5 protein-coding genes and 1 pseudogene are annotated in these 8,994 nt (G+C 37.3%); 1 reads left to right on the top strand and 5 read right to left on the bottom strand.

Annotation, left to right across the window (positions count from 1 at the left end; genetic code table 11):
* Positions 1 to 537: 537 nt before the first annotated feature.
* The 5 genes and pseudogenes from CK1_RS15210 to CK1_RS15190 form a co-directional block, all read right to left on the bottom strand.
* Positions 538 to 1,086: a hypothetical protein gene (locus tag CK1_RS15210; RefSeq protein WP_015527045.1), complete on the bottom strand. Its 549-nt coding sequence runs from the start codon at positions 1,084 to 1,086 to the stop codon at positions 538 to 540.
* 32 nt (positions 1,087 to 1,118) lie between these two features.
* On the bottom strand, positions 1,119 to 1,874 hold the full coding sequence (locus tag CK1_RS15205; protein ID WP_009268651.1) for an HAD-IIA family hydrolase: 756 nt from the start codon (positions 1,872 to 1,874) through the stop codon (positions 1,119 to 1,121).
* Positions 1,875 to 2,090: 216 nt separating this feature from the next.
* Positions 2,091 to 2,891: a helix-turn-helix transcriptional regulator gene (locus CK1_RS15200; RefSeq protein ID WP_015527044.1), complete on the bottom strand. Its 801-nt coding sequence runs from the start codon at positions 2,889 to 2,891 to the stop codon at positions 2,091 to 2,093.
* Between the two features lie 351 nt (positions 2,892 to 3,242).
* Positions 3,243 to 4,540, bottom strand: a pseudogene (locus CK1_RS15195) (MFS transporter).
* A gap of 267 nt (positions 4,541 to 4,807) precedes the next feature.
* Positions 4,808 to 7,846, bottom strand: a complete 3,039-nt coding sequence (locus CK1_RS15190; protein ID WP_015527042.1) for a glycoside hydrolase family 2 TIM barrel-domain containing protein — start codon at positions 7,844 to 7,846, stop codon at positions 4,808 to 4,810.
* A 235-nt stretch (positions 7,847 to 8,081) separates the two neighbouring features.
* On the opposite strand from CK1_RS15190, the gene CK1_RS15185 reads away from it, so the two are divergent.
* Entirely contained in the window at positions 8,082 to 8,909 is an 828-nt protein-coding gene (locus CK1_RS15185) for an AraC family transcriptional regulator (protein ID WP_502685112.1), read from the top strand.
* Positions 8,910 to 8,994: the final 85 nt, after the last annotated feature.

The following is an 8,994-nucleotide window of genomic DNA, read 5'->3' as shown; positions in this document are numbered from 1 at the left end:
AAAATACTAACCTCCGGTCCTGTCATATTTTTACTGTTTGTTCTTGTAACAGTCCCTATTATATCAAATAAATTTTTGAAAGTATATAGATTAACGCAAGAAAAAAGTACAAATGTTCGATTCTTATTTGTACTTTTTTCTATCACTACTATTCTATTTTTTATCATGCTGCGTTGAAATATTCCTCCAGGATTAAGTCTATTTCAATCACTTTCGATACTTCACTCAATATGATAAGTTGGCGTAAACGCAAAGAAACAGCGACTTTGAAAAGTCAAAGCCGCCGTTTTATACGGGCGTGTCAAATGACTGCTGTACGACGGCTTTTTTCTTTTGCCGTCGTGCGGCAGATAATTATTTCTTATTTTTAATTGAAAAAGAATTTTTATAATATCGCTTATTTTTATATTTGAAAAGTTATCCCGCTTTTGCTTACCATATTATTTTCTTAAATTAACATTCATGTAACGCCCAATATTACGCAAATTCATCGAGTCCTCTACAAACTGAAGTTCATCCCAATATGCAGACCTTTGATTATACACGCTTATAAATTATTGGTTCATCATATCCAAAAGTTCTCTTCCCATTAACTTCCATGCTTTCCGATACTTCCAGAAAATTGTTGGAAAACTTTTCCCAAAGTTTGAATGTCATTACCGGAGAGAACTGGCTTGTGCTGCCTCCCTCCCAAATTCCGTCCTTTTCATGATAAAGTGCCGGATTAAATTTTTCAGATTTTTCTAGTTTAGAGTAATCAACATTCTTCATAGAATCATATGAAAATGTATTTTTATCTTCTCCTTTTGGAATTTTATAAGAAGAAAGTAAAATTCCCTGTTCTATTTCCGTGATAAGGAAAAGATGTGGAGATGCATGACGTTTTCCATTAATTTCATAATAACTCTCTTCAACAACAAATTTTCCTTTGAAATCTTCAGGAAGGTTATTTATTTTGTCATTACAGATTGTATTTACATGTTCCGCATATGGATATGTTTTCCCTTCTGCCTGCATCTTATTAAATTGATCCTTATTATCAAAATGTCCTGTCATCATTCCTACAAAATTATCAAGTTTCATCATATACTTTACCTCCTGGTATTTGCCTAATCACACTATTCCTCTTTTGCTTTTGCCATACTGGCGATATCTCCCACTCCATTCAATACCATTGTCGGAAGATAAGCATAAGTTTTGAGTGTATCCTTCGTTGAACATCCAGAGAGAACCAATACAGTAGACATACCACTTTCCATTCCTGAAATCACATCTGTATCCATACGATCCCCAACCATTACAGCTTCTGCTGAATGACATCCAAGCATATTCAATCCTGTTCTCATCATCAGTGGATTCGGTTTCCCACAGAAATATGCCTGTGTACCTGTTGCCATTTCTATAGGTGCAATCAATGCACGACAAGCAGGAGCAATGCCGTTCTCAATCGGTCCAGAAACATCTGAGTTTGCTCCGATCAGCTTTGCACCTTTCAGAACTAAATTCGTTGCTTTCGTTAAAGTATCCAATGAATAGGAGCGTCCCTCTCCCACAACAACATAATCCGGATTTACATCATTCATTGTGATACCTACATCATAAAGTGCATTTAACAGGCCGGCTTCTCCTATCACAAATGCCGAACAGCCTGCCGCCTGTTCTTTTAAAAATGCGGCTGTTGCCAATGCACTGGTATAAAAATGTTCTTCTGGCACATCAAGTCCCATCCTAGCCAGTTTCTGATTTAATTCTCGTGGTGTATATCCACTATTATTTGTCAAAAACAAATATTCTTTCTTTTCATCATGCAACCACTGGATGAATTCTGGAACACCTGGCAATATCTGATTGCCATGATAGATCACACCATCCATATCACAGATGAATCCTTTTTTTCATTAAAATCGATTATGGATTTTATCATGTTCATATGCGCCCTGCCTTTCTTGTTTCTTTAGAATACACCTTACTCTTTTCATAATAAAATAAAGCGCTATTTTCTACAAATATTTTTTATTATATCATCCACACATGAAATCAAATACATAGCACTGTAAAATCAAAGTAAATATTTCGATCAACAGAACCTTTTATGACAACATCTCTTTCACACAAGTACTTCGATAATCACTTGGTGATATTTTATATCTTTCTTTAAATACTCGGTTAAACGTTCTCTGACTTTCAAATCCACTATCCAGACAAATATTTGTAATAGAATCACTCGTATTTTCCAAACGATGGCATGCATAGTTCAGCCTTGCATCATTAAGATATTGATTAAAGTTTCTATGGAATGTCTTGGAAAAGAGTCTGGATAAAACATATTTGCTCACGCCCAGGTCTTTTGCCATCTCTTCCAACGAAAACTTCTTCTTGAAATTTGCTGATATATAGGAAACTGTCTGGTAAATAAGATCGTTGCTCCCCACACTGCTCTTTTCTACCAAATTTAATTTTCCTATGCAGCGTGCCAACACAATTTGAAGATATGCCTGTGCAACAGTAATATCCGACTGTTCTGTCTCTAAAATTGCATTTATAACCCTATATACCTCCGGTTCAACCTTTTCCGCTTTGATGATTGGGTATTCAGGAGCCATGGATTGCATGATATCTGCAAATTTGGCTATCGTAAATGGCGATGCAATCAGATAAGTCGCTTTATTTACACCGGGTGTCAGTACCTGATAGTGATGAATAACATCTGGAAATACAAAGCCTATATCTCCTTTTTCCATATGGTATAGTTCCTGTCCGACACCAAGTTCTAATGATCCACTTGTTACACAAACGATCTCCAGTGCATTATGAAGATGTGGTTCAATATGTTTTGACTTCCTATTTATTGCTATAATCTCCTCTTTTGTGTCAACATATTTTAACTGCATGAAATACTCCCCTTTGCAACATTTGTCTATATCTTCTTTCGATTTGGCAAGCAATCCTTTTACACCTATCTTATAATCAACTTATAAATAAGGAAAGGAGGAATTGCAAATGAGCAACCTAAAAAAATATCTGAATGACCTTTTAGTATTCTACACTGAATATTTTGAGCATCCTTACCATGTATAAATACTAAAAGGACTATTTTGTGAAAACTGAATATTTTCTTAAGGCCATTTCACAAAAATGAAGTGGTCCTTTTTTATTTTCAAAATACAGTTCTATCACTTTATATATAGAAAAAAGCACTGTCTCATCGAGCAACGACCAGACAACGCTTTCTCCTGTCAATTCTAATTTATGTCTAATGCATCTGTTACTTCATCTGCAGCAATTCCTTTTTCTGCTTTCAGTTTTTTATTTGCATCTTCTACATTCATTCTTGAAAGTACAAACATAATCAATACATCAAAGATTAACGGAAGCCAAAGATACATGAACTGCATCATATCAAGTGCAGACTGTGGCTGAGTTGCATTTGTTCCGACATATCCACTGAACTCAAGCATCCATCCAACAACAGCGGTTCCAATACCTCCACCGATTTTTACACCAAGAGAAGTACAAGAGTACATCGTTCCGTCAATTCTCTTTCCCTGCGTAAGATAAGTGTATTCAGAGCAGGATGCGATAACTGCATTCATATCTCCCTGCCATGGTCCCTGACCTAAGGCTGCAAGAGCTGTAAATGCCATCATCAGCGGAACACTGCCCATATATCCGGCAACAACAACAAGTGCTCTACCGATGACTGCTAAGACGTAACCTCTTAAGTTCAGTTTATACATACCTTTCCACTTACCAACTAATGTCGGTGTGAAAATCAGGGCAATGATCAGTGGAATATTTACTGCCCATGCAAATTGTCCAAACAAATTCTTATTTTTCAGTACCCATGTCATGTAATAAATGCCAGCTCCAATCATGGCACCATATAACTGCTGTAAAATATATGTTCCACAAATCATCATGTAATATTTGTTTTTGACAAGAAGCTTGAATGCCTGTACCATTCCATACTTTTCATTATCATTCTTTACTTCTCCTTCATTAAGTTCTTCCTCCGGAAGTTCCTTAACAGAAAGTGCTGAAATCGTATTTACGATCAGACCAATGATTGCATAGATAATAGCAACCGTTCTCCATGCCGCAGCATCTCCACCACATTTATCTACAAATCCAACTGTAATCGCCTGAATCAGAAGACTTGTTGAAAATGCAAAATAAAACGGTAAGATCCCATCTGTACACGCTCTTTGCTGTTCTTTGTAATCAGTGACGTAAGTGCTGAATAAGCAATATTGTTTGCTGTATAAAACACACCATTTAACAGTGTATAAGAGATAAAGAACCATGCATATTTAGCCGTTGTTCCCAAACTGACTGGTATTGCAAAACAGCAGACCAGCGTAATGGCACAACCAATATATCCATATAGCATCCAGGGTTTCGCTTTTCCCATTTTACTGTGTGTTTTGTCAATCATTGATCCAAAAAATATATCCGTAAAACCATCAAATAGTTTTGATACGGCAATCAGGGTACCTACGACACCTGCAGCAAGTCCTACTGAGTCCGTCAGATAGACCATCATAAAAGATGTCAGGAACGCATAGACTACATTACCTGCAATATCGCCTGATCCGTATCCAATTTTGTTATACCATTTCAAATACTTTTTTCTTCCATCGAATTTCTTTGCTCCTCATCTTCATCGCACTTAGAATTTCAAGATGTCTAACAGAGTATGATGTCTAATTCTAGTTTTTTCTCTGTTTTTGTCTGATTGCTCTGTATATCCGGACTTTACATAACAATCAGACTCTCTTTCCTTGTTTACGGGTTACATGAAACTTTATTATCCCTTTACATACGGTATCAGTGTAAACTGGAACCGGAATAATACATCATCAAATCGGTACTGATCCAATACAACTGGACCACAACTATTAGAACCAATGCCATTTAATGCGTAGTCAACGCAAAATACTACACTATCTGATTCTGTCAGTTCATAATTATGCGTTTTCTTCTCAAGTTCTTCCTGCGTATAATAAGAAGCATTGAATGAAAATGCCTTTTCTGCGGATGCCACAATTCCATATCGGCTGTTGTTAAGCTCTACATATTCACAATCATAATGGCTTCCATTTTCCTGTGGGCGAATATAATCCTCATGCAAATCATCTACATTTGCCTGATACAAACCGTGGCTCGCAGCCTGATGTTTGTCACAATAGCTTTCCTGTGGTCCCATTCCAAAGTATCGTGCAGCTGAAAGTTTTTTATCCAGGAACATCCTCACACCAAATCTCGGAAGATCCGGGAATTCATCGTCTTTTGTTACTGCAATATCTGCATCAATCTTTCCAGCAGCTTCTATTTTCCATGTAATCGTCACATCAAGAATCTTCTGTACTGTCTCTGCCACAACGGAAGCATGGCTTGTAATCTTCACACCATGTTTTCCCTGCACAACCTCTGTCGTATAGGCTCTTGTGTAAGCCTTATCATAGTGGGCTTTCTTCCATTCAGACTTGATGTACATATCGTTATCTGTTGGAGCCCTCCAGATATTTAATTCCATCGGATGGTTCAAGTATTCCCGCCCTGCGAATTTCATCTCTGTAAAGAGTGCAGTACGTTTGTCTATGGTATAAGCAAATTCACGCCCCTTGATATGAATCTGTGTATCATTTTCATTTACCTGTAATTCAGAGTCCACTACTGTTTTTGGTATCCATTTCTCTGCAAGTTTACATTTTGTATCCTCTTTACTTACCTCAATTTCATCAAATCCAAGAATATGGTCTTCATCCAACAGTGGCAATTCTTTTTTCAGATGGTAAATAAGTTTTAAATAACATTTCCCATTCTCTGGAACATTGATCTTCAGGTTTGTTTTTCCTTCCCCATGTGGTGCCACAGAAAACTCCGGAAGTATGCCTTTGCTGATCACAAGACCATCCTGTGTCAGCTCATAACTAATCTTCACATAATCTTTCAAGTCATCAAAATCCATGTAGTTATGAAGCACCAGTTCTCCGCTTTCTTTGCTATAGGAAATAACTCTTGCCGGGCGATAAACATTCTTGTATTCCAAAAGTCCTGTATGTACCGTTCTGTCCGGATATACTAATCCATCCATACAGAAGTTGCCATCATGAATTTCTTCGCCATGGTCGCCCCCATAAGCATATATAGTCTTTCCATTCTCAGCAGTTCCATGAGCAATCGCATGGTCACACCATTCCCAGACAAAGCCGCCGCACATTTTATCATTATCCTGAATCATCTGGAAGTAATCTTCAAAATCTCCAGGTCCGTTTCCCATGCTGTGACAGTACTCTACCAAAAGGAAGGGTTTGCTTCCATCTTTATCCAGATATTCCTGAATTTCGGAAAGCGCTGGGTACATCCGGCTGTACACATCCAGATTGCTGTAATCATATGTTTCATCATAATTACGGTATCTTGCACTCTCATATTGTGTGATACGGTCTGGATCAAAATTCTTTGTCCATTCCAGTGCTTTTTCAAAGTTGCAGCCATAAGCACTCTCATTTCCCATTGACCACATAACAATACAGAAACGGTTTTTGTCACGTTCCACCATGAGTTTTACGCGATCAACGATTGCCTCTTCCCATACCGGATCATCTGCAATCTTCTCATTCCATCGTTTGAACCGATTGTAATCAGTGTCTTCTTTTCTGTAGATCATAAATGGACCATGAGCTTCAATATCTGCTTCATCTATTACCATGAATCCATACTTGTCACACATTTCATAGAAAAATGGTGCGTTCGGATAGTGGCTGGAACGGATCGCATTAAAATTATGCTGCTTCATTAACGTAAGATCGGTTGTAATCTGTTCCGGATTGATTGTAAATCCAGTAACCGGATCAGAATCATGTCGATTGACACCACGGAATTTAATCTTCTGTCCATTTAAATAAATAACCTGGTCTTTAATCTCTATCTTTCTTAATGCAATGTGATCTACAATTACTTCATTCTCTGTTTCAAGAATCAGTTTATATAGATATGGATTTTCTGTATTCCAAAGTTCCGGACTTGCGATTTCTAATACAGCTGTTCCTTCTTCAGCAATACTTCCTAGTGCTACAACTGCTCCGTTTCTATCTTCAATCGAAATTTTTACATTTAACGGAGAGTAGAATTTCATTTCAATTTCTACTTTCGCAAGCATATCCTCAATTCTTGTTTTAATATGATAATCACTGATTGCCTGTTTTGGGCGTTTCAAAATGTACACATCCCGGAAAATACCACTCATACGGAATTTGTCCTGATCTTCCAAATAGGAACCATCACACCACTTCATTACCAACACTGCCACCGTATTCGTTCCATCCTGAAGTACATCGGTAACATCAAACTCACTGGTCATATGCGAAACCTGGCTGTATCCTATGTAAGAGCCATTGATCCATACGTAAAAGCAACTGTCGACTCCTTCAAAGTTCAAAAAAGATTTTGGCGCTTTCTCATCTCTACTGTACTCAAAAGTATGTACATAGGCTCCACACGGAATGTCCTGTGGCACATATGGTGGATCAAACGGAAATGGATACCGGATGTTTGTATACTGATGTGTATCATATCCAGCCATCTGCCATACACTTGGAACCTGAATCTCATCAAAATTTTCTGTATCATAATTCTTCTCAAAGAAAGAATCCTGAATGTCATAGATGCTGTTAAAATACTGGAATTTCCAAGTTCCATTCAATAACTGCATACGATCTGACTCTTCTCTGTGTTCCACCAAGTTATCCATTCTTCTGGATGCCGGAATATAATAGGCTCTGGCTGGCATTGTGTTTTCGTGCAGTACGCTTAGATTTTCATAATAACGTGGTACGATCATAAATAGCTCTCCTCCAATACATATACTTTTTTGTTCTTTGTTTTCCTAAAGCAAACCTTATACTTTACTTTTTGTTTACGTTCCTTAGTTATGTTATATATAGCTTATCCTAATTCGCAAAATATGTCTATGAATTGGATTAGACAAAATATGCACTAAATGATACAATGATAAAAAGTACGAAAAGAGGTGCTGTCCTATGTATTTGAACACCGGTTATTTGAACCACTCACATATGGATTTCAAAGACAAAAGTCGTCCGCTGATTGTAGGTAGCTGTGGTACTTACCGTCTTTCCAGACATCCCAAACTTCCGACCTACCGTCCAAAGGGTCGTCTGGATTATCAGATTATATATATCACTGCTGGTTGTGGGCATTTTCATTTTGATAATGTAAATAATGAAACGATTGTTCCAGCCGGCAACATTGTACTGTACAGACCGAAAGAACTCCAAAAATATGAATATTACGGAGAAGATAAGACAGAAGTATACTGGATTCACTTCACAGGAAGCAATGTGAAAAATATCTTACGTCAATATGGGTTTCCGGATAAAGAACGTGTCTTTCAAGTGGGTACATCTAATGAATATGAACAAATTTTCAAACGTATCATTATCGAGCTGCAACGCTGTCAAGACAATTATGAGGAAATGCTTGTCCTTTTGCTACGTCATCTTCTGATCAGTTTCCACCGGGAACTGACAAGAGAGCACATATTAAAAAATGAATACCTTGATCATGAGATGGATAATGCTGTTACCTTTTTCAGTGAAAACTACAATCAAAATATCAATATTGATGATTATGCTACCTCACGAGGCATGAGTGTCAGCTGGTTTATCCGAAATTTCAAAAAATATACCGGTTCTACACCAATGCAATTCATTGTGGGAATCCGCATCAACAATGCTCAGATGTTACTTGAAACAACAACTTATTCCATCCATGAGATTTCTAAGATTGTCGGATATGATAACCAGCTTTATTTCAGTCGGCTTTTTCACAAGCTGAAAGGATATTCGCCGAGAGAATACCGAAAAATAAGAAATAGGTTATGAAATCTATAATGTCATAAAAACTAAATGTCAAAAAAGGATGCCAACGAATCAAAGCAGATTACGTGACATCCTCTTCTTTTTATTA

Source organism: Ruminococcus sp. SR1/5 (assembly GCF_000209835.1).
In the GTDB taxonomy this organism is placed as follows: domain Bacteria; phylum Bacillota; class Clostridia; order Lachnospirales; family Lachnospiraceae; genus Blautia_A; species Blautia_A fusiformis.
The sequence above is the reverse complement of the archived record's forward strand: the minus strand, read 5'-3'. Positions and strand labels throughout refer to the sequence as shown.

What these genes read in the sequence shown, in the direction of transcription:
- CK1_RS15210 (WP_015527045.1), bottom strand. Translation starts at nt 1,086, where the DNA reads ATGATGAAACTTGATAATTTTGTAGGAATGATGACAGGACATTTTGAT.
- CK1_RS15205 (WP_009268651.1), bottom strand. Translation starts at nt 1,874, where the DNA reads ATGGATGGTGTGATCTATCATGGCAATCAGATATTGCCAGGTGTTCCA.
- CK1_RS15200 (WP_015527044.1), bottom strand. Translation starts at nt 2,891, where the DNA reads ATGCAGTTAAAATATGTTGACACAAAAGAGGAGATTATAGCAATAAAT.
- CK1_RS15190 (WP_015527042.1), bottom strand. Translation starts at nt 7,846, where the DNA reads ATGATCGTACCACGTTATTATGAAAATCTAAGCGTACTGCACGAAAAC.
- CK1_RS15185 (WP_502685112.1), top strand. Translation starts at nt 8,082, where the DNA reads ATGGATTTCAAAGACAAAAGTCGTCCGCTGATTGTAGGTAGCTGTGGT.